The sequence below is a fragment of the Variovorax sp. J31P207 genome, from assembly GCF_030316965.1.
GTDB lineage: Bacteria > Pseudomonadota > Gammaproteobacteria > Burkholderiales > Burkholderiaceae_C > Variovorax > Variovorax ginsengisoli_B.
The window spans coordinates 404,312-427,887 of record NZ_JASZYN010000006.1 but is presented as its reverse complement, the minus strand read 5'-3'; the positions used below and the strand labels follow the sequence as shown (position 1 = coordinate 427,887).

At 69.1% G+C, this 23,576-nt stretch carries 23 protein-coding genes; 18 read left to right on the top strand and 5 right to left on the bottom strand.

Annotation, left to right across the window (positions count from 1 at the left end):
• Positions 1-4 precede the first annotated feature (4 nt).
• Entirely contained in the window at positions 5-925 is a 921-nt protein-coding gene (locus QTI68_RS22650) for an AAA family ATPase (RefSeq protein WP_286524698.1), read from the bottom strand.
• A 76-nt stretch (positions 926-1,001) separates the two neighbouring features.
• On the opposite strand from QTI68_RS22650, the gene QTI68_RS22645 reads away from it, so the two are divergent.
• The 12 genes from QTI68_RS22645 (at position 1,002) to cydX (ending at position 15,529) form a co-directional block, all read left to right on the top strand.
• Positions 1,002-1,955 (top strand): histone deacetylase family protein, encoded by a 954-nt coding sequence (locus QTI68_RS22645; protein ID WP_286524697.1) that lies wholly within the window; start codon positions 1,002-1,004, stop codon positions 1,953-1,955.
• Entirely contained in the window at positions 1,956-3,236 is a 1,281-nt protein-coding gene (locus QTI68_RS22640) for a mechanosensitive ion channel family protein (RefSeq protein ID WP_286524696.1), read from the top strand.
• A 140-nt stretch (positions 3,237-3,376) separates the two neighbouring features.
• Positions 3,377-4,126, top strand: a complete 750-nt coding sequence (locus QTI68_RS22635) for an electron transfer flavoprotein subunit beta/FixA family protein (RefSeq protein WP_286523927.1) — start codon at positions 3,377-3,379, stop codon at positions 4,124-4,126.
• Between the two features lie 2 nt (positions 4,127-4,128).
• A complete protein-coding gene (locus QTI68_RS22630; RefSeq protein ID WP_286524695.1) occupies positions 4,129-5,064 on the top strand; it encodes an electron transfer flavoprotein subunit alpha/FixB family protein in 936 nt (311 codons plus the stop codon).
• Between the two features lie 91 nt (positions 5,065-5,155).
• Positions 5,156-6,946: an acyl-CoA dehydrogenase gene (locus tag QTI68_RS22625; RefSeq protein ID WP_286524692.1), complete on the top strand. Its 1,791-nt coding sequence runs from the start codon at positions 5,156-5,158 to the stop codon at positions 6,944-6,946.
• Between the two features lie 34 nt (positions 6,947-6,980).
• On the top strand, positions 6,981-7,943 hold the full coding sequence (locus QTI68_RS22620) for an NAD(P)H-dependent flavin oxidoreductase (RefSeq protein ID WP_286524691.1): 963 nt from the start codon (positions 6,981-6,983) through the stop codon (positions 7,941-7,943).
• Positions 7,944-7,977: 34 nt separating this feature from the next.
• The gene (locus QTI68_RS22615; RefSeq protein WP_503011730.1) at positions 7,978-9,084 is read left to right on the top strand and encodes an acyltransferase family protein; all 1,107 of its coding nucleotides are present in this window, start codon (positions 7,978-7,980) and stop codon (positions 9,082-9,084) included.
• Positions 9,085-9,236: 152 nt separating this feature from the next.
• Positions 9,237-10,892 (top strand): thiol reductant ABC exporter subunit CydD, encoded by a 1,656-nt coding sequence (gene cydD / locus QTI68_RS22610; protein ID WP_286524687.1) that lies wholly within the window; start codon positions 9,237-9,239, stop codon positions 10,890-10,892.
• Positions 10,889-12,595, top strand: a complete 1,707-nt coding sequence (locus QTI68_RS22605; RefSeq protein WP_286524685.1) for an amino acid ABC transporter ATP-binding/permease protein — start codon at positions 10,889-10,891, stop codon at positions 12,593-12,595. The genes cydD and QTI68_RS22605 overlap by 4 nt, the downstream gene beginning before the upstream one ends.
• 25 nt (positions 12,596-12,620) lie before the next feature.
• Positions 12,621-14,228: a cytochrome ubiquinol oxidase subunit I gene (locus QTI68_RS22600; protein ID WP_286524684.1), complete on the top strand. Its 1,608-nt coding sequence runs from the start codon at positions 12,621-12,623 to the stop codon at positions 14,226-14,228.
• Between the two features lie 2 nt (positions 14,229-14,230).
• Entirely contained in the window at positions 14,231-15,385 is a 1,155-nt protein-coding gene (gene cydB, locus QTI68_RS22595) for a cytochrome d ubiquinol oxidase subunit II (RefSeq protein ID WP_286524683.1), read from the top strand.
• A gap of 21 nt (positions 15,386-15,406) precedes the next feature.
• Positions 15,407-15,529, top strand: a complete 123-nt coding sequence (cydX, locus tag QTI68_RS22590) for a cytochrome bd-I oxidase subunit CydX (protein WP_286524681.1) — start codon at positions 15,407-15,409, stop codon at positions 15,527-15,529.
• A gap of 7 nt (positions 15,530-15,536) precedes the next feature.
• On the opposite strand, the gene QTI68_RS22585 is transcribed toward cydX, so the two are convergent.
• Complete coding sequence (locus QTI68_RS22585) at positions 15,537-16,112, bottom strand: GbsR/MarR family transcriptional regulator (RefSeq protein WP_286524679.1); 576 nt, start codon at positions 16,110-16,112, stop codon at positions 15,537-15,539.
• Between the two features lie 49 nt (positions 16,113-16,161).
• Positions 16,162-16,584, bottom strand: a complete 423-nt coding sequence (locus tag QTI68_RS22580) for a cupin domain-containing protein (protein WP_286524678.1) — start codon at positions 16,582-16,584, stop codon at positions 16,162-16,164.
• 103 nt (positions 16,585-16,687) lie between these two features.
• On the opposite strand from QTI68_RS22580, the gene QTI68_RS22575 reads away from it, so the two are divergent.
• From QTI68_RS22575 to QTI68_RS22555, 5 genes are read left to right on the top strand one after another with little or no spacing between them, the layout of a single operon-like run.
• Entirely contained in the window at positions 16,688-17,050 is a 363-nt protein-coding gene (locus tag QTI68_RS22575; protein WP_286524676.1) for an ArsR/SmtB family transcription factor, read from the top strand.
• An 8-nt stretch (positions 17,051-17,058) separates the two neighbouring features.
• Entirely contained in the window at positions 17,059-18,168 is a 1,110-nt protein-coding gene (aroC, locus tag QTI68_RS22570) for a chorismate synthase (protein ID WP_286524674.1), read from the top strand.
• A complete protein-coding gene (locus QTI68_RS22565) occupies positions 18,168-19,346 on the top strand; it encodes an MFS transporter (protein WP_286524673.1) in 1,179 nt (392 codons plus the stop codon). The genes aroC and QTI68_RS22565 overlap by 1 nt, the downstream gene beginning before the upstream one ends.
• A gap of 52 nt (positions 19,347-19,398) precedes the next feature.
• Positions 19,399-19,695: an AbrB/MazE/SpoVT family DNA-binding domain-containing protein gene (locus QTI68_RS22560; RefSeq protein ID WP_286524671.1), complete on the top strand. Its 297-nt coding sequence runs from the start codon at positions 19,399-19,401 to the stop codon at positions 19,693-19,695.
• 5 nt (positions 19,696-19,700) lie between these two features.
• Entirely contained in the window at positions 19,701-20,123 is a 423-nt protein-coding gene (locus tag QTI68_RS22555; RefSeq protein WP_286524668.1) for a putative toxin-antitoxin system toxin component, PIN family, read from the top strand.
• 12 nt (positions 20,124-20,135) lie between these two features.
• Here the strand turns inward: QTI68_RS22555 and QTI68_RS22550 are convergent, their stop codons facing one another.
• Together QTI68_RS22550 and QTI68_RS22545 are read right to left on the bottom strand one after the other, a co-directional pair.
• The gene (locus QTI68_RS22550) at positions 20,136-21,062 is read right to left on the bottom strand and encodes a carbohydrate kinase family protein (RefSeq protein WP_286524666.1); all 927 of its coding nucleotides are present in this window, start codon (positions 21,060-21,062) and stop codon (positions 20,136-20,138) included.
• Between the two features lie 99 nt (positions 21,063-21,161).
• Positions 21,162-21,941 carry an IclR family transcriptional regulator domain-containing protein gene (locus tag QTI68_RS22545; protein WP_286524665.1) on the bottom strand — a complete coding sequence of 260 codons (780 nt, stop codon included), beginning with the start codon at positions 21,939-21,941 and terminating at the stop codon, positions 21,162-21,164.
• A 162-nt stretch (positions 21,942-22,103) separates the two neighbouring features.
• On the opposite strand from QTI68_RS22545, the gene QTI68_RS22540 reads away from it, so the two are divergent.
• Entirely contained in the window at positions 22,104-23,513 is a 1,410-nt protein-coding gene (locus QTI68_RS22540) for an MFS transporter (protein WP_286524662.1), read from the top strand.
• The last annotated feature ends 63 nt before the right edge of the window (positions 23,514-23,576 follow it).

Genomic DNA, 23,576 nt, shown 5'->3' with positions numbered 1-23,576 from the left:
GTCGTCACGGCAGCGGCACGGCGGCGATCATGGCGCGCACCTGCTCGATCGCGCCGCGGCCGGCGTCGCCGACGGGGGTGAGCCGGTGCCCGATGGTCTGCGGCAGCACTGCCTGGACGTCGTCCGGCGCCACGTAGTCGCGGTTGGCCAGCAGCGCCTGCGCCTTGGCGGCCCGCAGCACCGCGATGCCGGCGCGCGGCGACAGGCCCTGCAGGAACCAGCGGCCCGAGCGGGTCGCGGCCATCAGGTCCTGCAGGTAGTTCAGCAGCGGCTCGGAGGCATGGACCTGCAGCACCCGCTGCTGCAGCGCCGTGAGCTCCCCGGCGGTCAGCAGGGCGGGCAGGCCGGCCAGCATCTCGCGCCGGTCGGCGCCCGCGAGCAATTCGCGCTCGGCGGCGCGGTCGGGGTAGCCGAGCGAGATCCGCATCAGGAAGCGGTCGAGCTGCGACTCGGGCAAGGCGAAGGTGCCCAGCTGGTCATGCGGGTTCTGGGTCGCGATGACGAAGAAGGGCGTCGGCAGCGGCCGGGTCTCGCCCTCGACCGTGACCTGCTTTTCTTCCATGGCCTCGAGCAGCGCGCTCTGGGTCTTGGGGCTGGCGCGGTTGATCTCGTCGGCCAGCAGCACCTGGGCGAAGACCGGCCCGGGATGGAACACGAAGGCCTGCTGGCCGCGGTCGTAGATGGCGACCCCCGAGAGGTCGCCCGGCATCAGGTCGGCCGTGAACTGGACGCGCGAGAAGTGCAGCCCGAAGGTATGCGACAGGGCGTGCGCGAGGGTGGTCTTGCCGACCCCCGGCACGTCCTCGATCAGCAGGTGGCCACCCGCCAGCAGGCAGGCCACGCAGTCGCGCACCTGCGCCTCTTTGCCCACGATGACCGTGTTAAGCTGACCGAGCAAACTGGCGAGCTTCGCGGCGACGTCCATTTTTGTATCCATATGCAAACAATACCGTAAAGCCCCGGCGGGCCCATGCCGCGTGGGGATACGGCGTGAATCGATCATGGGTAAGACCGGCTATTTCACACACCGCGATTGCTGGAAGCACGACATGGGGCCGGGCCATCCCGAATGCCCTGCGCGGCTCGACGCGATCGAAGACCGCTTGCTCGTCACCGGCGTCGGCGACGCCCTGGAGCGCATCGAGGTGCCGCTGGCCACCTTGCCCCAGATCACGCGCGCGCACAGCGTGGCCCACATGGAGCACCTCGAGGCATTGAGCCAGCGCCTGATCGAGGACGCGCCGGCCGGGGGGCCGGACCATGCGCAGATCGACCCCGACACCACGCTCACGCGCTTCACGGTGCTGGCTGCCCGACGCGCCGCCGGCGCCGCCATCGCCGCCACCGACGCGGTGATCGGCGGCCAGGTCGACAACGCCTTCTGCGCCGTGCGTCCGCCCGGCCACCACGCCTGCCGCGACAAGGCGATGGGCTTCTGCTTCTTCAACAACATCGCGGTCGCGGTGCGCCATGCGATCGAGGCCCACGGGCTGGAGCGGGTCGCGGTGGTCGATTTCGACGTCCACCACGGCAACGGCACCGAGGACATCCTGAGCAACGACCCGCGGGTGCTGATGGTCGGGATCTTCCAGCATCCGTTCTATCCGTACAGCGGCACCGAGCACCCGGCGCCGAACATGCTCAACCTGCCGGTGCCGGCGTACACCAAGGGCATGGACGTGCGCGAGCTGATCGAGGCCTGCTGGATGCCGCGGCTGGAGGAGTTCAAGCCGCAGATGATCTTCGTCAGCGCCGGCTTCGATGCCCACCGCGACGACGAGTTGGGGCAGCTGCGGCTCAACGAGCACGACTTCGGCTGGATCACCAGCCGCGTGGTCGACGTCGCGCGGCGCCATTCAAAGGGCCGCATCGTCTCGATGCTGGAGGGCGGCTACAACCTCGACGCCCTGGCGCGCAGCGTCGAGGAGCACGTGCGCGTGCTCGCCGATCTCTAGATGAATTTCACCGAGTTCACCCAGAAACTTTCGCAGATCGAGGCCCGCAGCGTCTGGATCGAGGTCGCCATCCTGGTCGGCTGCGTGCTGGTCGCCTGGGGCCTCAGCCGCTGGTTCGGCCGCGACCAGCCCAAGGATTCGATCTGGTTCGGCCAGCGCACCATCGACGGCCTGCTGTTCCCGCTGCTGGCGCTGGTCTTCACCGACCTGGCGCGGCGCGCCACCGGGGTCTACCAGCCGGTGCTGGTGCTGCGCATCGCGGTGTCGGTGTTCGTGTCGCTGGTCGCGATCCGCTTTTTCGCCCGCGTGCTGAGCGCCGTGTTTCCGGCCTCCGCGATGGCGCGGCTGGTCGAGCGCACCATCTCGTGGCTGGCCTGGATCGGCGCCGTGCTCTGGATCGTCGGCCTGCTGCAGCCGGTGCTGGCCGAACTCGACGAGATCACCCTGGCGTTCGGCCGCACGCGCGTGAGCCTGCGCACCATCATGGACGGCACGCTGTCGGCCGGCCTGGTGATGGTGATCGCCCTGTGGATCTCGCAGACCATCGAGAAACGGATCCTGCGCGAGGCGGTGGCCGACCTGTCGATGCGCAAGGTGGCATCGAACGCGATCCGTGCCTTTCTGCTGCTGATCGGCCTGCTGTTCGCGCTGTCGGCGGTGGGGGTGGACCTGACCGCGCTGTCGGTGCTGGGCGGCGCGCTCGGGGTCGGCTTGGGCTTCGGCTTGCAGAAGCTGGCGGCCAACTACGTGAGCGGCTTCGTGATCCTGCTCGAGCGCTCGATCCGCATCGGCGACAACGTCCGCGTCGATGGCTTCGAGGGTCGCATCACCGACATCAAGACCCGCTACACGCTGGTGCGGGCGGGCAATGGCCGCGAGTCGATCGTGCCGAACGAATCGCTGATCACGAGCCGGGTCGAGAACCTGTCGCTGGCCGACCGCAAGTTCAACATCACGACCACGATCGTGGTTGGCTACGACAGCGACGTGGCGCGGGTGCAGGACATCCTGTGCGCCGCGGCGGCGGCGCAGCCGCGCGTCCTGAGCGATCCGGCGCCGGTCGCCTTCCTCTTGACCTTCGCGCCCCATGGGCTCGAGTTCACGCTCAACTTCTGGGTCGCCGATCCGGACAAGGGCCGGGACAACGTGCGGTCGGCCATCAACGTCGCCATTCTCGAAGGCCTGCGCACGGCAGGCATCGCCATTCCCTACCCGCAGAGCGTGCTGCATGTCGAGTCGTTACCAGCCGCTACTTCTCTTGCCGATGCGGGTCGCCTATAATCACAAAAAAGCACGACCGTTCTATTTCTGCGGCCCCGGCGTCGCCCCCTGATTGAAATGAACAGTTCTCGCGGAGGCCGGCGCCTAAAATCGCCTGCTGCCTGCAAGCCCCGGTTTCGCAATTCAATGGAGTCAAACCAATGAAGATTCTTGTTCCCGTCAAGCGGGTCGTCGACTACAACGTCAAGGTGCGCGTGAAGAGCGACGGCACCGGTGTCGATATTGCCAACGTGAAGATGAGCATGAACCCCTTCGACGAGATCGCCGTCGAAGAAGCCGTGCGCCTGAAGGAAAAGGGCGCCGCCACCGAGATCATCGCGGTCTCGTGCGGCGACGCGAAGTGCCAGGAGACCCTGCGCACCGCGATGGCCATCGGCGCCGACCGCGGCATCCTGGTCGAGACCACCGAAGAACTGCAGCCGCTGGCCGTCGCCAAGCTGCTGAAGGCGCTGGTCGACAAGGAGCAGCCCGGCCTCATCATCCTGGGCAAGCAGGCGATCGACGACGACAACAACCAGACCGGCCAGATGCTGGCGGCCTTGGCCGATCTGCCGCAAGCCACCTTCGCCTCGAAGGTTGAAGTCGCCGGCGACAAGGTGAGCGTCACCCGCGAAGTCGATGGCGGCCTCGAAACCCTGTCTCTCTCGCTCCCGGCCGTCATCACCAGCGACCTGCGCCTGAACGAGCCGCGCTACGTGACCCTGCCCAACATCATGAAGGCGAAGAAGAAGCAACTGGACACGTTCAAGCCGGAAGACCTTGGCGTGGACGTGAAGCCGCGCCTGAAGACCCTGAAGGTCAGCGAGCCGCCGAAGCGGGGTGCCGGCATCAAGGTGCCCGACGTGGCGACCCTCGTCGACAAGCTGAAGAACGAAGCCAAGGTGATCTGATCATGACCGTACTTGTTATTGCCGAACACGACCACGCCACGCTGAAGCCGGCGACCCTCAACACCGTCACCGCCGGCATCGCCTGCGCCAGTGGCGACGTCCACGTGCTGGTGGCCGGTGCCAACGCCGCCGAAGCCGGCAAGGCCGCGAGCCAGGTGGCCGGCGTGGCCAAGGTGATCGTCGCCGACAGCCCGTCCCTGGCCGAGAACCTGGCCGAGAACGTCGCCGCCCAGGTCCTCTCGATCGCGAAGAACTACAGCCACATCCTGTTCCCCTCGACCGCCAACGGCAAGAACGTGGCGCCGCGCGTGGCAGCCCTGCTGGATGTCGCCCAGATCAGCGACATCACCAAGGTCGACAGCCCCGACACCTTCGAGCGTCCGATCTACGCGGGCAATGCGATTGCGATCGTGCAGAGCAGCGATGCGATCAAGGTCGTCACGGTGCGCACCACGGGCTTCGATGCGGCAGCCGCCACGGGCGGCAGCGCAGCGATCGAAACCGTCGACGGCGTCGCCGACAGCGGCAAATCGAGCTTCGTCGGCCGCGAAGTCACCAAGAGCGAGCGCCCCGAACTGACCGCCGCCAAGATCATCGTCTCGGGCGGCCGGGCCCTGGGCAGCGCCGAGAAGTTCCAGGAAGTGATGGCGCCTTTGGCGGACAAGCTCAACGCGGGCTTGGGCGCCAGCCGCGCTGCGGTGGACGCGGGTTACGCCCCGAACGACTGGCAGGTCGGCCAGACCGGCAAGATCGTCGCCCCGCAGCTCTACATCGCCTGCGGCATCTCGGGCGCGATCCAGCATCTGGCGGGCATGAAGGACTCCAAGGTGATCGTGGCGATCAACAAGGACGAAGAAGCCCCGATCTTCTCGGTGGCCGACTACGGCCTGGTGGCCGACCTGTTCACGGCCGTGCCGGAACTGGTCAAGGCCCTCTGACACTTCGAGACATGTGAGCCGAAGGGCATCGTTCGCGGTGCCCTTTTTCACATCGGTTGGTATCCGGCACTAGAGGCCGCAGGAGACGCACATGAGCTATATCGCCCCCCTCAAGGACATGCTGTTCGACATCGAGCATCTCGCGAACATCGCGCAGGTGGCTCAGATGCCGGGCCTCGAAGACGCCGGCCTCGAAACCGCCCAGGCGGTGCTCGAGGAATGCGCCCGCTTCAACCAGGACGTGATCGCGCCGCTGAACGTGGACGGCGACCGCAATCCTTCGTCGTTCAAGGACGGCAAGGTCACGACCACGCCGGGCTTCAAGGAAGCCTTTGCCCAGTACGTGGCGGGCGGCTGGCAAGGGCTGCAGCATCCGGCGGACTTCGGCGGCCAGGGCCTGCCCAAGGCCATCGGCGCGGCCTGCGTCGAGATGCTCAACTCGGCCAACATGAGCTTTGCGCTGTGCCCGCTGCTGACGGACGGTGCCACGGAAGCCTTGCTGACGGCCGGCTCCGACGAACTCAAGGCGACCTACCTCGAGAAGCTGGTCAGCGGCCAGTGGACCGGCACCATGAACCTGACCGAGCCCCAGGCCGGCAGCGACCTCGCGATGGTGCGCAGCCGCGCCGAGCCGCAGGCGGACGGCACCTACAAGGTGTTCGGCACCAAGATCTTCATCACCTACGGTGAGCACGACATGGCCGAGAACATCGTCCATCTGGTGCTGGCCCGCGTCACGGGCGCGCCCGAAGGCGTGAAGGGCATCAGCCTGTTCGTGGTGCCGAAGTTCATGGTGAACAAGGACGGCTCTCTGGGTGAACGCAACGACGTCCATTGCGTCAGCATCGAGCACAAGCTGGGCATCAAGGCCTCGCCGACGGCCGTCCTCCAGTATGGCGACCACGGCGGCGCGATCGGCTACCTCGTGGGCCAGGAGAACCGCGGCCTCGAGTACATGTTCATCATGATGAACTCGGCCCGCTACGCGGTGGGCATGCAGGGCATCGCGATCGCCGAGCGCGCCTACCAGCACGCCGTGGCCTACGCCAAGGACCGCGTGCAAAGCCGTCCGGTCGACGGCTCCATCAACGCCAGCGCGCCGATCATCCATCACCCCGACGTGAAGCGCATGCTGATGACGATGCGCGCCTACACCGAAGGCTGCCGCGCGATGGCCGCCGTGGCCGCGGCCGCCTACGACGCGACCCATCACCACCCCGACGCCGAGACGCGCAAGCAGAACCAGGCCTTCTACGAATTCATGGTGCCGCTGGTCAAGGGCTACAGCACCGAAATGAGCCTGGAGGTGGCCTCGCTGGGCGTCCAGGTGCATGGCGGCATGGGCTTCATCGAGGAGACCGGCGCGGCGCAATACCTGCGCGACGCCAAGATCCTGACCATCTACGAAGGCACGACCGCGATCCAGGCCAACGACCTGGTGGGCCGCAAGACCGCGCGCGACGGCGGCCAGACGGCCAAGGCCATCGCCGCCCAGATCGAGAAGACCGAAGGCGAACTCGCCAAGCGCGACAGCGCCGATGCGCGAGCGGTGGCAAAGAGGCTCAAGGCCGCGCGCGAAGCCTTCGTGGACGTGGCCGGCTTCGTCGCTGGCCAGACCAAGGCGTCGCCGAACGCGGTGTTCGCGGGCAGCGTGCCCTACCTGATGCTGGCGGGCAACGTGGTGGCCGGCTGGCAGCTGGCGCGCTCGCTGCTGGTGGCCGAAGACCTCGCCAAGGCCGGCACCGATGTCGCCTTCATGAAGGCCAAGATCGCCACCGCGCGCTTCTATGCCGAGCACATCCTGAACAAGGCGCCGGGCCTGCGCGACAGCATCGTGGAGGGCGCCGACAGCGTCACCGCCCTCGCGTTCGAATCCTTCTAACAACAGATCTCATTCATCGAATTCCGGAGACTCCATGTCCAAGTTGCCGCCCGTGCTCGCCAACCTTCCACTGCCCATCATTGGCTCGCCGCTGTTCATCATCAGCAACCCCAAGCTGGTGATCGCCCAGTGCAAGGCCGGGGTGGTGGGCTCGATGCCGGCGCTCAATGCGCGCCCGGCCGCGCAGCTCGAGGAATGGCTGATCGAGATCACCGAGGAACTGGCCGCCTACAACAAGGCCAATCCCGACAAGCCGGCGGCGCCTTTCGCCATCAACCAGATCGTGCACAAGAGCAATGACCGGCTCGAGCACGACATGGCAATGGTCGTGAAGTACAAGGTGCCGATCGTCATCACCTCGCTCGGTGCGCGCACCGACGTCAACGATGCGGTCCACAGCTACGGCGGCGTGACCCTGCACGACATCATCAACAACAGCTTCGCGAAGAAGGCGATCGAGAAGGGCGCCGACGGCCTGATCGCGGTGGCGGCCGGCGCCGGCGGCCATGCGGGCGTGAAGAGCCCGTTTGCCCTGATCCAGGAAATCCGCCAGTGGTTCGACGGCCCGGTCGCGCTGTCGGGCTCGATCGCCACCGGCGACGCGGTGCTCGCGGCGCAGGCCATGGGCGCCGACTTCGCCTACATCGGCACCGCCTTCATCGCCACCGAGGAAGCCCGCGCGAGCGACGAGTACAAGCAGGCGATCGTCGACGGCAGCTCCGACGACATCGTCTACTCGAACCTGTTCACCGGCGTGCACGGCAACTACCTGGCGCCGAGCATCGTGGCCGCCGGCATGGACCCGGCCAACCTGCCCGAAGGCGACCTCAAGACCATGAACTTCGGCGGCGGCGAAGGCAGCAAGGCCAAGGCCTGGAAGGACATCTGGGGCTCGGGCCAGGGCATCGGCGCGGTGACCGAGGTCGCGAGCGCCGCGGCCTTCGTCGAAAAGCTCAAGCGCGAATACTTCGACGCCCGCCGCCGTCTCGCGCTCTAGGACCGTGACACTGCGAGGGGCGGCCCTGGGCCGGATGCCGCTGCTGGACGCGGTCAAGGGCGTGGCCTGCGCGCTGATCGTCGGCCATCACCTGGCGCGCTACGGGCCGCTGCAGGAAGGCGCTTCGGTCCTCGCGCCGGCGCTGTTCGACTGGCTGGCCGAGGACGGCCGGCTGGCGGTGCAGGTCTTCCTGGTGCTGGCCGGCTTCCTGGCGGCCGGCAGCCTGGCGCCTGATGGCGTGCTGCGGGTCGACCGCCCGCTGGCGCGTGTCGGCCAGCGCTACGGGCGTCTGGTCATGCCTTACCTGGCGGCGCTCAGCTTCAGCGTGCTGGTCGCCGCGCTGGTGCGGCCCTGGCTCGACGGCGACGCGGTGCCGGCCGCGCCCGGCCTGGCCCAGCTGCTGGCGCATGGCCTGCTGCTGCAGGACCTGCTGGGATTCGACGCTCTTTCGACCGGGGTCTGGTACGTGGCCATCGACTTCCAGCTGTTCGTGCTGGCGCTGGCGGCGATCGGCCTGTCGGAGCTGCTGCAGCGGCGCTGGGCGCTGGGCCGCGAGCGGTCGCGCTGGCTGGTGGCCGGCCTCGTGCTGGCGCTGGTGGTGGCTTCGCTGGCGGTGTTCAACCGCCGGCAGGAACTCGATGTCACGGCGATCTATTTCTTCGGCTCGTACGGGCTGGGCATGCTGGTCTTCTGGATCGGCCGCGCGACCCGCGACAGCACCTGGCGCTACGCGGTGCTGCTGCTCGCGCTGGTCGGCGCCGCGGCGCTGGCGCTCGACTGGCGCAGCCGCATCGCGATCGCGTTGGTCACCGCACTGGCCGTGGCCGTGGTGCAGCATCGCGACGGACTGGCACCCGCCGCCTGGCCTCGCATCGGCGCGCCGCTGGTGCGGCTCGGCCGCATTTCGTATTCGCTGTTCCTGATCCACTTCCCGGTGCTGCTGCTGGTCAGCGCGGCGATGAGCCATCTGTTGCCGGACACACCGTGGATCGACCTGATGGGCCTGCTGGTGACTTTCGCGCTGTCGATCGCAGCCGCGACGCTGCTCTATCGCTGGGTCGAATCGCGGCCCGCCACCTGGCGCGCGGTGCTCGGCCTGTTCGCGGCCCTGCTGGCCTGCGGCCTGCTCGTCTCGGCCTGAGCGCTGCCCACGTGCGCCGGCGCGGGCACCGAGAGTGCCCCGCGCGTCACGGGCTTCTGTTAGCTTAACAACCCGCGGCCCTGCAGCGAGGGCGCACATCCCGTATGATTCGTGAGTTTTCAGTAAATACTGAAATTACAGAACTTTAATACGTGAACACCGCCACCCCTTCGTTCGCCAGCCTGGTCCAGGGCGCCGCCGCGCTGCTCTGGGTGCCGCAGGCGGCGCTGCTGGCCTGGGCGGTGCAGCGGCTCGGGGCGGGCGAGGGCCCGGCCGCGGTGTTCTGGCCGGCGGCCGGGATCCTGCTGCTCGGGCTGCTGCGGGCGGCGGCGGAGGCCTGGGGCGCCCGGCGCGTGTATGCGCAGGCGCGGCTGCACTTGTCCGCGCTGCGGGCCCGGGTCGCGGCCGCGCTGGCCGCGCGTTCGCCGATGGACAGTGCGCGCCCGGCCGCGGGCCTCGCCGCCAGCGTGATCGCCGAGCAGGCCGAGGCGGTCGTGCCCTACCTGGTGCGCTACGGACCGGCGCGCTGGCGGGCGACGGTGGTGCCGCTGGTCATCGTCGCGGTGGTGGCCTGCCTGTCCTGGGTGGCGGCCGCCGTGCTGCTGGTGGCGGCGCCGCTGATCCCGATCTTCATGGCCATCGTGGGCTGGCGCGCACGGGCCGCGAGCGACGCGCAGATGGTCGAACTGGGCGGCATGAACGGCTTCCTGCTCGATCGCCTGCGCGGCCTCGCGACCTTGCGTGCGCTCGATGCGGTCGACGCCACCGCACGGCGCCTGGGCGAGTCGGCCCAATCGCTGCGGACCCGCACGATGGCGGTGCTGCGCATCGCCTTCCTGTCGTCGGCGGTGCTGGAGCTGTTCTCGGCGCTCGGTGTCGCGATGGTGGCGGCGTACGTCGGCTTCCATCTGCTGGGCACCCTCGGCTTCGGCACCTGGGGCCGCACGCTGAGCCTGGGCGAAGGGCTGTTCATCCTGCTGCTGGCGCCGGCCTTCTTCGAGCCGCTGCGGGAGCTGTCGGCGGTCTGGCATGACCGCGCGGCCGGCGAAGCCGCGCTGGCATCGCTGGCTCGCCTCTGCGAGGGTGGGATCGCGCTGCCCGGCGCCGCTTCGACAGGCGAACGGCCGTGTCCGCCGGTTGGCACGCCCGGCGCGCCTGCGATCCGCGTGCAGGGCCTGTGCTTCTCGCATGCCGGCGAGGCGGCTTTCTTCGACCACTACGACCTGCGCGTGGCGGCAGGCGAGCACGTTGCCCTGATGGGGCCCAGCGGCTCGGGCAAGACAGCGCTGCTGAGCCTGATCGCCGGCCTGCTCCCGGCGCAGCGCGGCGAGATCCTGATCGGCGGCGTGCCGCTGTCCGACGAGACGGCGGCCGCGTTGCGCGCGCGCATGGCGTGGATGGGCCAGAAGCCGCATGTCTTCGCCGGCTCGGTGCAGGCCAACGTGGCGCTCGGACGGGCCGGCGTGCAGACGGCGCAGGTGGAGGCCGCGATGCGCTTCGCCGCGCTCGACGGCGTCGCCCAGGCCCGCCCCGGCGTCGCGCTGGGGGAGGGCGGCGGCGGCCTGTCGGGCGGCGAGGCGGTGCGGCTGGCGCTGGCGCGCGTGGCAGCGCAGCCAGGGGCCGATCTGCTGCTGGTCGACGAGCCGACCGCGCACCTCGACAGCGAGACCGCGGAACGGGTGGTCGATGCCCTGATGCAGCTGGCGCGCGGCAAGACGCTGATCGCCGCCACCCACGACCCGGTACTGGCCGCCCGCATGGGCCGCGTGATCCGGCTCGACCACCTGCCGGCCAAGGAGGCCGCATGAAGCACTGGCGCGACCTGCGGCCGGTGCTCGCGGCCTTCTGGCAGGCGCAGCCGCGCCGCCTGGCCCTCGGCGCCGCGCTGGCGCTGCTGACGGTGCTGATGGGCATGGGGCTGCTGGGCCTCTCCGGCTGGTTCATCAGCGCCACCGCGCTGGCCGGGCTGCAGGCCGCCACGGCCCTGCGCTTTGATGTCTTCATGCCTTCGGCCGGCATCCGCCTGCTGGCGCTGGGCCGCACCGGTTCGCGCTACGCCGAGCGGCTGGTCACGCACGACGCCACCTTCGGCGTGCTGGCCGCGCTGCGCGAGCGCCTGTTCCGCGGCTGGGCCCGCCCCGATGCGGCACGCCGGCTGCTGGCCCGGCCGGCGCGCCTGCTGTTCCGCCTGACGGCCGACATCGACGCCCTCGAATCCTTCTACCTCCGGCTGCTGGTGCCGGCCGTCGCGGCGCTCGGTGCGGCGCTGTTCGCCGGCGTCGTGCTGGGCTTCATGAACGCCTGGATCGGCGTTGCGCTGGCGCTGTGGCTGGTCGTGGCGGGCTGGGGCATCGCGCTGGCGGTGGCGGTGCGGGGCCGGCCGGCGGCGCTGCGGCGCGCGCATGCGATGGAAGCGCTGCGGGCCCGGGCCGCCGACCTGGTGTCGGGCCAGACCGAGCTGGTCATGGCCGGCAGGAGCGAGGCGCAGTGCGAGGCGCTGGCCGCGGCCGATCGCCATCTGGCGAACGCGGACCATGCGCTCAACCGGCTCGAGGTGCGCGCCGGCATGGCCTACGGCATGGCCGGCACGCTGACCTTGGTGGCGGTGCTGCTGGCGGCTGCCGCGCTGGTGGGCGATCGCGCGATCGGCGCGCCCGCGGCGGCACTGGCGCTGCTGGTGGCGCTCACCGCGCTCGAACCCTTCGCCGCCTTGCGCCGCGGCGCGCTCGAGGCTGGCCGCGCGTGGCTGGCGGCGCGGCGCCTGGGGCCCCGCCTCGCGCCGGGCCTGCCCGCCGCGGTGGCCGCGACCGCATGGCCGGCCGCACCATCCGACGCCGGCCTGGCGCTCTGCCTCGCGCGGGTCGTCGCGGCCCACCCCGGCAGCCGGGCGCCGGCGCTGCACGACATCTCCCTGACGCTGGCCACCGGCGAGCGGGTCGCGCTGGTCGGGCCCAGCGGCGCCGGCAAGTCCACCTTGCTGGCCCTGGTCGCCGGCGAGTTCGCAGCCGCCTCCGGCGCGCTGCGCTGCGCGCCGCACTGCCTGCTGACGCAGCGCACGGAGCTGTTCCAGGACAGCCTGCGCGACAACCTCCGGCTGGCCGATCCGGGCGCCGGCGATGCCCGGCTGTGGGCCGTTTTACAGGCCGCCGGCCTGTCGCAGGAAGTGCGCGCGATGGCCGCCGGACTCGACACGCCGCTGGGCGAGGGCGGACTCGGACTCTCGGGCGGCCAGTCGCGGCGGCTCGCGCTGGCGCGGTTGATGCTGCGCGACGTGCCGCTCTGGCTGCTGGACGAACCCACCGAGGCATTGGACACTGCGACCGCCCACGATGTGTTGCAACGCCTCGATGTCCAGGCGGCAGGCCACACGCTGCTGGTCGCGACCCATTTGCGGCGCGAGGCGGCGCTGGCCCACCGGTTGATCTCGATGCAGGACGGCCGGATCACCGCCGACCTGCGGCGCGGCACCGCAGCCTTCGACGCCGCACTGAAGGCGCTGCGCCCGGACTGAGAACGAAGAATACGAAAGGAACCCCATGGACCTCGACATCGTTGCCCTCTCCCGATTGCAGTTCGCCCTGACGGCGCTGTATCACTTCCTGTTCGTGCCGCTGACCATCGGCCTGGCCGTGGTCCTCGCGATCATGGAGACCGTCTACGTCATGACCGGGCGGACCATCTGGCGCGACATGACGAAGTTCTGGGGTGTGCTGTTCGGCATCAATTTCGCGATGGGCGTGGCCACCGGCATCGTCATGGAGTTCCAGTTCGGCATGAACTGGAGCTACTACAGCCACTACGTGGGCGACGTCTTCGGCGCACCCCTGGCGATCGAGGGGCTGATGGCCTTCTTCCTCGAGGCCAGCTTCGTCGGCCTGTTCTTCTTCGGCTGGGACAAGCTGTCGAAGGTGGCGCACCTGATCGTCACCTGGCTGGTCGCGATCGGCTCCAACCTGTCGGCGCTCTGGATCCTGATCGCCAACGGCTGGATGCAGAACCCGGTGGGCGCGGCCTTCAATCCGCAGACCATGCGCATGGAGGTGACCGACTTTGCCGCCGTGCTGACCAACCCGGTGGCGCAGGCCAAGTTCGTGCACACGGTGTCGGCGGGCTACACCGTGGCCGCGATCTTCGTGCTCGGCGTCTCGGCCTGGTACGTGCTGAAGGGCCGCCATCTCGAACTCGCCAAGCGCTCGATGACCGTGGCCGCCTCCTTCGGCCTCGCGGCCTCTCTGTCGGTGGTGGTGCTCGGCGACGAGAGCGGCTACCTGTCGACCGAGCACCAGAAGATGAAGGTCGCCTCGATCGAGGCGATGTGGAAGACCGAGCCCGCACCGGCCGCTTTCACCGCCTTCGGCTTCCCGGACCAGCGCACCCGCGAGACCCACTTCGCGGTCCACATCCCGATGCTGCTGGGCCTGATCGGCACCCGCTCGCTGACCAAGGAGGTGCCGGGCATCGAGGACCTGGTCGCGCGCGCCGAGGACCATATCCGCGACGGCATCAAGGCCTACGACGCGCTGCAGACGATCCGCCAGGCCAGGAGCGATGCCGAGGTGCCGCCGCAGGCGCGCGCCGACTTCGAGGCCCACGGAAACTTCATGGGCTACGCGCTGCTGCTCAAGCGCTATGTCGACGATCCGCGCCAGGCCACGCCCGAGCAGATCACCAAGGCCTCGTGGGACCTGGTGCCGCCGGTGTTCTCGCTCTACTGGTCGTTCCGGATCATGGTCGGGCTGGGCATGTTCTTCATCGTGCTGACCGCCACCTTCTTCGTGCTGTCGACCCGGCGCCGACTGGATGCCCATCCCTGGCTGCTCAAGGTCGCCGTGTTCTCGATTCCGCTGCCCTGGGTGGCCGCCGAGATGGGCTGGATCGTGGCCGAGGTCGGCCGCCAGCCGTGGGTGATCGAAGGCGTGCTGCCGACCGCGGTCGCGGTCTCGAACCTCGGCGCCGCGACGGTGCTCGGCACCATCGTCGGTTTCGTGGCGATCTACACGATCCTGTTCGTGATCGAGATGAAGCTGATGCTGAAGGCGATCCGCAAGGGGCCGGCCGAACCTCCGCCGACACCGGCCGGCGCCTGGCGCACCGGCGCCGGTCCCGACATCGCGGGCCGTCCGCGCACCTCGCTGGGAGCTTGACCATGATTCTTCACACCCTCATTTCCTACGAAGTGCTGCGCCTCATCTGGTGGCTGCTGCTCGGCGTCCTGCTGGTCGGCTTCGCGGTCATGGACGGCTTCGATCTCGGCGCCGGCATGCTGCTGCCGTTCGCGGGCCGCAACGACCTCGAGCGCCGCGTGATCATCAACAGCGTCGGCCCGGTCTGGGAGGGCAACCAGGTCTGGCTGATCCTCGGCGGCGGCGCCATCTTCGCGGCCTGGCCGCAGCTCTACGCGGTGTCGTTCTCGGGCTTTTACATCGCGATGTTCGCGATCCTGGTGGCCTTGATCCTGCGGCCGGTGGCCTTCAAGTTCCGCGGCAAGCGCGACGAGCCGGCCTGGCGCGCGCGCTGGGACTGGGCGCTGTTCATCGGCGGCTTCGTGCCGGCGCTGATCTTCGGCGTGGCGATGGGCAACGTGCTGCGCGGCGTGCCGTTCCGCTTCAACCCCGACATGCACATCTTCTACGACGGCACCTTCTTCGGCCTGCTCAACCCGTTCGCGCTGCTGTGCGGCCTGGTGTCGGTGGCGATGCTCGCGATGCACGGCGCCGCCTGGCTGCAGCTGAAGACGCAAGGCCCGGTGGCTCAGCGCGCGCGGGCCTACGGCAGCGTGGCGGCGGTCGCGACGATGGTGCTGTATGCGCTGGCCGGCTTCGCGTTGTGGAAGTTCGTCGACGGCTTCCGCGTGACCAGCGCGCTGCCGGCCGACGGACCGTCGAACCCCTTGCTCAAGACCGTCGAGGTGCATTCGAGCGCCTGGTTCGCCAACTACGAGGCGCATCCGTGGCTCTACGTCGTGCCGGGGCTGGGCCTCGCCGGCGCGCTGGTGGCGCTGCTGGGCCTGCGCATGCGGGCCGAGCTGATGACCTTCGTGGCCAGCGCCCTGTCGATCGCCGGCATCATCCTGAGCGTCGGCGTCTCGATGTTTCCGTTCATCCTGCCCTCGACCATCGATCCGCGCGCCAGCCTGACGGTGTTCGATTCGTCGTCCAGCCACCTGACGCTGTTCGTCATGCTGGTGGTCACGGCCATCTTCATTCCGATCATCGTCGCCTACACCAGCTGGGTGTACAGCGTGCTGCGCGGCAAGGTCGACGCCGCCGCGATCAGCGAAGACCGCGGCCACGCCTACTAGTCACAGAAAGAGAATCCGACCATGTGGTACTTCGCCTGGATCCTGGGACTGCCGCTCGCCGCGACCTTCGCGGTGCTGAATGCGATGTGGTACGAGCTGATGGACGACGAGGCCGTAAGGCACGACAAACTGGACAAGCCTTAGCCGGCGGCTATTCCTTGGGCTTCGGGGCCTTGGACCCGCCCGTCAGTCGGTCCTTGAGCCCCAGCACCTTGGTCACCGTCGCGCCCATGCCCATGAGCTGCATGGCGGTCTCCGGCGCCAGCCGCTGCACGTCGTCGAACCACTTCATGAGCCGGTCGATCAGGTCGTGCATCTCGCGCATGCGCTGCTGGGCATGGCGCTCGGCCTCGGTCTTGGGCTCTTCGAGCAGCGCCATGCGCAGCATCGAGAGGGTCGGCTCGATCTCGCGCCGGCGGCGCTCCTCGGCCAGCACGCGGAAGATCTCCCAGACATCGGATGGCGCCTCGAAGTACTCGCGCCGATCGCCCGCATGGTGGCGCAGCCGCACCAGCCGCCAGGCCTGCAGTTCCTTCAGGCCCATGCTCACGTTGGAGCGCGAGAACTCGAGCGACTCGGCGATCTCGTCGGCATTCAGTGCCCGCTCGGAGATGAAGATCAGCGCGTAGATCTGGCCGACCGTGCGGTTGATGCCCCATTTGCTGCCCATTTCCCCGAAGTGGGCGATGAATTCTCGGCTGAGGGCGGGCAGGGTGTCTTTGGGCATCGGCCGATTTTCAGGCCGAATTGCTGAAGCTTCAAGAAAGACTGAAAAGCTACTTCCAGGGCGTCGGCGGCGGGACCTCCGAGGCGGGCTCGACGTCGACGCTCTTGAAGTCGGCCGGCGACACGATCTCGAGGTATTCCATGTCGGGCGAATAGTCGAACAGGTAGTGGCGGATGCCCGGGCGCTGGTGGACCACGTCGCCGGCGGCGACCAGCGTCTCCTTGTCCTCGTACATGAAGCGGGCCCAGCCCTTGAGCATGTAGACGATCTGGAAATCCGCTTCGTGCCGGTGCCAGCCGGTGCCCGTTTCCGGTGCCATGTTGGCCTTGACGAGGTGCGCGATCACACGGCCGTTGGTGGCCTCCGCCACCCCGAGGTCGCGATACAGGAAGAAATCGCGCAATCCGCCTGAAACGTAGTCGGTGTCGCCGGGTTTGACATGGGAGAACTTCGTGTCGGTACGGTCCAGCATGGGCGTGCTCCTTCGGAGGGTGGGGATGCTGCGCCGCAGCACGCATAAACCATTCCTGCCGTGTGCCTTGACAAGCGGGCGCCCGGCTTGGAAACTAAACCATATGGTTCACTCTGATGCGGGCACCCTCGATGCCGTCTTTTCCGCCCTGTCGGACGCCACTCGGCGCGACGTGCTCGAACGGCTGGGGCGCGGCGGCGGCCTCACGGTCAGCGAACTGGCCCAGCCGCATGGCATGTCGCTGACCGGCTTCATGAAGCACTTGCGCGTGCTCGAGGAGGCCGGCCTGGTGTCGCGCACGAAAGAGGGCCGCATCGTGCGCTGTGCGCTGTCGGCGGCCCCGATGCAGGAGGCCGCCGTGTGGTTGTCCCACTACGAGAAGTTCTGGGCCGGTGGCCTGGACCCGGCCGCAAGCGCTGAAGCCATGGTTCGGCCCGGCCGGAACATCGCGCCTTTGTTGGGATAATCCCCGCCATGAGCGGCAATACCTTCGGCACCTTATTCGCGGTCACCAACTTCGGTGAATCCCACGGCCCGGCGATCGGCTGCGTCATCGACGGCTGCCCGCCCGGCATGGCGCTCACCGAAGCCGACATCCAGGGCGACCTCGACCGGCGCCGCCCCGGCACCAGCCGCCACGTGACGCAGCGCAACGAGCCCGACGCGGTGCAGATCCTGAGCGGCGTGTACGAAGGCAAGACCACCGGCACGCCGATCGCGCTGCTGATCCAGAACACCGACCAGCGCAGCAAGGACTACGGCCAGATCGCGCAGCAGTTCCGCCCCGGCCACGCCGACTTCAGCTACTGGAAGAAATACGGCATCCGCGACCCGCGCGGCGGCGGCCGCTCGTCGGCCCGCCTGACGGCACCGATGGTGGCGGCCGGCGCGGTCGCCAAGAAGTGGCTGTTCGAGAAGTACGGAACCCGCTTCCGCGGCTGCATGGCGCAGATCGGCGACATCGTGATCCCCTTCGAGGCCTGGGACCACGTGCCGAACAACCCCTTCTTCGCGCCCATGGCCGACGTCTCGCAGCTCGAGGCCTACATGGATGCGCTGCGCAAGGCCGGCGACTCCTGCGGTGCCCGCATCCGGGTCACGGCGTCGAACGTGCCGGTGGGCCTCGGGGAGCCGCTTTTCGACAAGCTGGATGCCGACATCGCCTGGGCGATGATGGGCATCAACGCGGTCAAGGGCGTCGAGATCGGCGCCGGCTTCGCCAGCGTCACGCAGCGCGGCACCACCCACGGCGACTCGATCACGCCGCAGGGCTTCGTGACCAACAACGCCGGCGGGGTGCTCGGCGGCATCAGCACGGGCCAGGATCTCGAGGTGAGCATCGCGATCAAGCCGACCAGTTCGATCATCAGTCCGCGCCAATCCATCGATGTCAACAACCAGCCGGTCGAGGTCGTGACCAAGGGCCGGCACGACCCCTGCGTCGGCATCCGGGCGACGCCGATCGCGGAGGCGATGCTGGCGCTGGTCGTGATGGAGCATGCGCTGCGCAATCGGGCCCAGTGCGGCGACGTGCATGCGCCGGACCTGCCGGAGCATCCCTCGCCCCAGGCTTCGTTCCTCTAGTGGCGTCCGCGCCGCCCGCCGCCGGGGGGCGCGGCCACCTGCTGGCCTTCGCGGCCCTGTCGGCGAGCTATTTCGCCCACATCGGCTTCTTCAATCCGTACCTGCCGCTGTGGCTCAAGGACCTCGGGCTGCCGATCTTCGTGATCAGCCTGCTGACCTCGGTGCAGTCGGTGACCCGGGTCTTCGCGCCCTACGCATGGGGCGCGCTGAGCGACCACACGGGCGAGCGCGTGAAGCTGCTGCGCTTCAGCGCCGCGGTGGCGCTGGTCTCCTCGTTCGGCCTGTGGTGGAACGGCGGCCCGTGGTGGCTGATGCTGGTGCTGCTCCTGATGTTCACCCACACCAGCTCGATGATGTCGCTCACCGAGGCCGCGATGGCGCACCTGGTGGCCGGCGACTGGGGCCGCTATGGCCGCATCCGGCTCTGGGGCTCGGCGGGCTTCCTGGTCACCGTGTTCTTCGCCGGCGAATGGTTCGAGCGCTTCGGCATGCGGCACTTCCCGGCCTGGGCCGGCGGCACGCTGGCGATCGTGCTGATCGCGACGCTGCGGCTGCCCGACGTGCGCGAACCGGTGTCGCAGCACGCGCAGGCCCGCGAGCCGGTCGGTCCGGTGCTGCGCAATCCGGCGGTGCGCTGGTTCTTCGTCTCGCTGTTCTTCCACGTGATGGCGCATTTCGCGGTCTACGGTTTCCTGTCGCTCTACCTCGATTCGCTCGGCTACGGCAAGGGCACGATCGGGCTCCTTTGGGCGCTTTCGGTGGTGGCCGAGATCGTCTGGTTCTTCCTGCAGGGGCGGCTGCTCGGGCTGCTGTCGATGCCGCGCTGGCTGCTGCTGTGCGGTTTCGCGGCGGTGCTGCGCATGGGCATCACGGCCGGGTGCGGGCAATGGGTCTGGGCCCTGGTGGTGGCGCAGGCGTTGCACGCGCTGTCCTTCGCGGCCCACCACACCACCTGCATCGCGATGGTGTCGCGCCACTTTCCGGGCCGGCTGCGTGGCCGCGGGCAGGCGCTGTTCACGGTGATCGGCTATGGCTTCGGCGGCGTGCTCGGGGTACTTGTGGGCGGCGCCATCGCGCAGCGCTTCGGCTATGTCGCCATGTTCAGCGTGGCGACGGCGGTGGCGGCGGTCGCGAGCGGATGCGCGTGGCGGGCGCAGCGGCTCGGCGGCTCAGGTTGACGACTTGGTGCACCACCGCTAAAGTAAGGATTCCTTACTTCCAGGGGATGCCATGCTCGCCAAGATGACCTCCAAGAACCAGCTCACCTTGCCGCGCAGCGTGACGGATCAGCTCGGCGATGTCCCGGAGTACTTCGACGTGGCGCTGCGCGACGGCCAGATCGTTCTGACGCCGGTGCGCATCCAGCGCGGTGATGCCGTGCGGGCCAAGCTGGCGGCGTTGGGGCTGAGTGCCTCGGATGTGGCCGATGCGGTGGACTGGGCCCGCAGCACGCAACAGGTGCCTGTGGCGGCCGAGGCCGGGCCCGCCTACCGGAACCCTGTTTCCCGACGCAAGCCCAGGTCCTGAGTCGCGTGGCCGCCATCCGGGTGGTGTTCGACACCAACGTGGTCGCATCGGCCTTGCTGTTCGGCGGCCCGGCGACGGCAAGGCTGCGCGGGCTCTGGCGACGGGGCGCCTGCGTGCCGTTGGTCAGCAAGATCACAGCCGCCGAGTTGCTTCGCGTGCTGGCCTATCCGAAATTCCGACTCTCGCCGGCGGAGCGCGAGGAGTTGCTGGCCGACTACCTGCCGTTCGCCGAGATCGTGGTGGTGCCCGACCCGCCGCCCGAGGTTCCCGAATGCCGCGACGCCTTCGATCTGCCGTTTCTGCATCTGGCCGCCGCCGGCGAGGCGACCCTGGTGACCGGCGACCGTGACCTGCTGGTGCTGGCCGGTGGCACGGCGATCCCGATCGTGCGGATCGAGGATTTCATCGCGGGCTTCGACCCGCGCTGAAGCCGCAGGTTCTCAGCCCAGCTCGGCCCGCCGCGGCATGTCTGCGCCCCGGCGCGAGCAGGTGATGGCCGCGGCCTTGGCCGCGAAGCCGAGCAGGGCGCCCAGCGCCTGGCCGTCGAGCGCCGCCAGCGCCCCGGGCGTCAGCGCGCCGTGTTCGTCGAGCCAGGTCAGCAGGCCGGCCTGGAAGGTGTCGCCGGCGCCCACGGTGTCGATCACCTTCACCTGCGGCGTCGGCACGTCGGCCCGCGCGCTTCGGGTCCAGGCGCTGGCGCCCTGGCCGCCGCGGGTCACCGCGACCAGCACCGCGCCCTGCGCCAGCCAGCGCGCCGCGACCTGCTCGGGCGTCTCGGCCGGATAGAGCAGGCCCAGGTCCTCGTCGCTGACCTTGACCATGTGCGCGATCGAGACCATCCGGTCGACCAGCGCGCGCCATCGCGCCACGTCGGGTTCGACATTGAGACGCACGTTCGGGTCGTAGGCGACCAGCCGCTGCCCGCGCTCGCGGGCGGCGAGTGCCAGCAACGCACTGCCGACCGGCTCGACCGCCAGTGCATAGGAGCCGAACTGCAGCACGCGCACGCTCGGCGGCAGCGCCGGAAGCGTGTCGTGGGTGAGCTGCCGGTCGGCCGCGCCGGTGCCGTGGAAGGCATAGCGCGGCACGCCGCGGGCGTCGACGCTGACCACGCTGAGCGTGCTGGGCGCATCGCTGCGCACGATCAGCGAGGTGTCGACCCCTTCGGCCGCAAGCGAGGCCAGCAGCCGCTCGCCGAAGGCGTCGGTCGACAGCCCGGCCAGGAAGGCCACCGGCCGCCCGAGCCGGGCCAGGCCCTGCGCCACGTTGAGCGGCGAGCCGCCGATGCGGGCATCCAGCGCCAGGCCGGTGGGGGTGGCTTCGCCCGTGTAGACATCCATCAGGGCTTCGCCGCAGACCACGAACATGGGGATCCTTCGAGAGTGAGGAACAGGAGATTACAGGCTGGCGCCGGTTCGAACCAGTCCGCCAGCGCCGGGCGCCGATACGCGTTTGCAAACAGCTTCTCAGATGATCGGCCGCAGCGCCTCGACCACTTCGCGCAGCACCGGCAGCAACTTGTCGACCAGCTGCGTGTCGGGGTAGGCCTGCCGCTGCACCGTGACGCTGAGCGCGTACTGGCAGTGGCCCTTGCGGTCCTTGAGGGGCAGGGCGAGGCCGCTGAGGCCGAAGTCGAGGTACTGGTCGGCATGTGCGTAGCCGAGCCGGCGCGCCACCCCCACGTTCTCGCGGAAACGAGCCGGGTCGACCACCGTGAAGCCTGTGAAGCTGGCGAAGTCGTGGTCGGCGAGCCAGGCATCGAGGCCGGCATCGTCCAGGGTCGACAGCAGCGCCAGCCCCGGCGCCACCACGTGGGCCGGCACCCGGGCCCCCGGGTGGAAGCCGATCGACACCACGCGCGGCGAATTGCTGCGCGACAGGTAGACCACCTCGTGCCCGTCCAGCGTGACGACATTGAGCGACTCGCCGCACTGCATCGACGCCCGCTGGATGAAGGGCTGGGCGATGCGCGGCACCCGCGCGACCTCCATGAAGGCCTGGCCCAGCCGCAGCACCCGCGGCAGCAGCCAGTAGTACTTGCCGTCGGTCGCCGCATAGCCGTAGTGCACCAGGCTCAGCAGGTAGCGGCGGGCCGCGGTGCGGGTCAGCAGGGCGCGCTCGCCGGCCTCGGTGGCGGTCAGGCGGGGCCGGTCCTCCGAAAAGGCCTCGATCACGCGAAGTCCCTTGCCGAGGCCTTCGATGAGGAGCTTGCGGTCGATGGGTGGCGGTTCGGCAGAGGAGGGCATGGCTGGGGGAAACCCGGTTTTCGTGCGCGTGGTGCACGGGCGCGGTCGATCATCGCTCGCGACGTGCGCCTTCGGCGTTGTGGAGAACCCTGAGGCGGTCCAAAGTCGCCTCCTCGGCCCGCGTCGCGCCAGCCGACCCCCCGAACCCACAAGGAGAGACAGATGAGCAACCCCAACGACCACGAGCCGCAAGGCCGGCACCAGTCGAGGAAGGCCGCCGCCAGCGGCTGGATCGGCTCGGCGCTCGAGTACTACGACTTCTTCATCTACGCCACGGCGGCGTCGCTGATCTTCCCGCAGATCTTCTTTCCGACCGGCAATCCGCGGATCGCGATCATCGCCTCGCTCGCGACCTACGGCGTGGGCTACGTGGCACGGCCGATCGGCGCCTTCGTGCTCGGCCACTGGGGCGACACGCGCGGGCGCAAGCACGTGCTGCTGGTGTGCATGTTTCTGATGGGCTTCTCGACCATCGCGGTCGGTCTGCTGCCGACCTACGCCCAGGTCGGCCTGCTGGCACCGGCGCTGCTGGTGGTGCTGCGGCTAATCCAGGGCTTCGCGGTGGCCGGCGAGATCGCCGGCGCCAGCTCGATGATCCTCGAGCATGCGCCGTTCGGGCGCCGCGGCTTCTTCGCCAGCTTCAGCCTGCAGGGCGTCCAGGCCGGGCAGATCCTGGCGGCCGCCGTGTTCCTTCCGCTCGCGCACTTCATGCCCGAGGACGCTTTCCTGTCGTGGGGCTGGCGCATTCCGTTCCTGCTGAGCTTCATCGTGATCGTGGCCGGCTACATCATCCGCCGCGAAGTCGACGAGACGCCGGCCTTCGCCGAGGTCGACAAGGCGCAGGCGGCACCCAAGGCGCCGATCATCGAAGCCTTCACCAACAGCTGGCGCGACATGCTCCGCGTGGTCTGCGCGGCCCTGATGAATGTCATCCCGGTGGTGGCCACGGTGTTCGGTGCCGCCTACGCGGTGCAGCCGGCCTACGGCATCGGCTTCCAGAAGGACGTCTACCTGTGGATCCCGGTGCTCGGCAACATCCTGGCCGTGATCGTGATCCCGTTCGTCGGCAACCTGTCCGACAAGGTGGGACGCAAGCCGCCGATCGTGATCGGTGCGCTCGGCGCCGGCCTGCTGTCCTTCGGCTACCTCTACGCGATCAGCATCCACAACGTGCCGCTGGCGATCGTCATGTCGCTGCTGATGTGGGGCATCGTGTACCAGGGCTACAACGCCGTGTTCCCGAGCTTCTACCCGGAGCTGTTCCCGACCCGCACCCGCTGCTCGGCGATGGCCATCTCGCAGAACATCGGCACCACCATCACGGCCCTGCTGCCGGCGCTGTTCGTCGCCGTCGCGCCGCCCGGCGCGGCCAACATCCCGCTGACCATCGGCGCGCTGACCTTCGGCATCACCATCGTCTCGGCACTGGCGGTGCTGAGTGCCCGCGAAACCTACCGGGTCCACCTGAACGACCTCGGCAACGCCAATGCGGTGCCGGTCCCGAAGCCCGACTACGAGCGCATGCGGGCCCAGACGCTGGCCGATGCGAAGCTGGCCAGGGCCGCGGCCTGAGATCGGCCGCGCACGGAAAGTCCCGGACCGGCCCAGGGGGTTTTTGAGAGCCGGCGACAGGCG